This window comes from Staphylococcus sp. EG-SA-2 (genome assembly GCF_017152085.1).
Genome location: NZ_JACYHC010001090.1, coordinates 1 through 722 on the forward strand (window position 1 = coordinate 1; position 722 = coordinate 722).

Annotated in this window: 1 protein-coding gene and 1 pseudogene; both read left to right on the forward strand. The window is 30.9% G+C overall.

The genetic code is table 11. The features are described from left to right. Positions 1–106 precede the first annotated feature (106 nt). Positions 107–508, forward strand: a complete 402-nt coding sequence (locus IDG60_RS18235; protein ID WP_000739564.1) for an FPRL1 inhibitory protein FLIPr — start codon at positions 107–109, stop codon at positions 506–508. Next, a pseudogene (locus IDG60_RS18240) lies at positions 468–560 on the forward strand (hypothetical protein). The gene IDG60_RS18235 and the pseudogene IDG60_RS18240 overlap by 41 nt, the downstream one beginning before the upstream one ends. The last annotated feature ends 162 nt before the right edge of the window (positions 561–722 follow it).

Here is a 722-nt window from a genome sequence, read left to right on the forward strand (position 1 = left end):
AATTTTAATTAATGAAGTGTTAACTGGTAAATGCATGAAACCGTTTGTAAAATAGCAGTGTACTCGCATTAGTAAGTACAAATTTATTTTACAGGGAGAACTTATTATGAAAAAAAATATCACAAAAACTATTATCGCATCTACAGTAATCGCTGCAGGTCTTTTAACTCAAACTAATGATGCTAAAGCTTTCTTTAGTTATGAATGGAAAGGTTTAGAAATCGCAAAAAATTTAGCAGATCAAGCTAAAAAGGACGATGAACGTATTGATAAGTTAATGAAAGAGTCTGATAAAAATCTAACTCCTTACAAAGCTGAAACTGTTAATGATCTGTACCTTATTGTTAAAAAATTAAGCCAAGGTGATGTGAAGAAAGCAGTTGTCAGAATTAAAGATGGTGGTCCTAGAGATTACTATACTTTTGACTTAACTCGTCCTTTAGAAGAGAACAGAAAAAATATTAAAGTTGTTAAAAACGGTGAAATCGACTCGATTTATTGGGATTAATTAACATACTGAATTAAATAGTTGTACGCCAAACGTTAGAAAACAATGCTAACGTATTGGCGTGCTTTTTTATTTTAAGTAACTTCCAATTTATTTAGCATCTTTACGACTGTTTAATAAAGCACGTATGATTAACACGGTTGCCACTATATCCGTTACAATTTTTATGATTGTTAATACATTCGATTTCCTTTTCACAATAGCCACCTCGCTT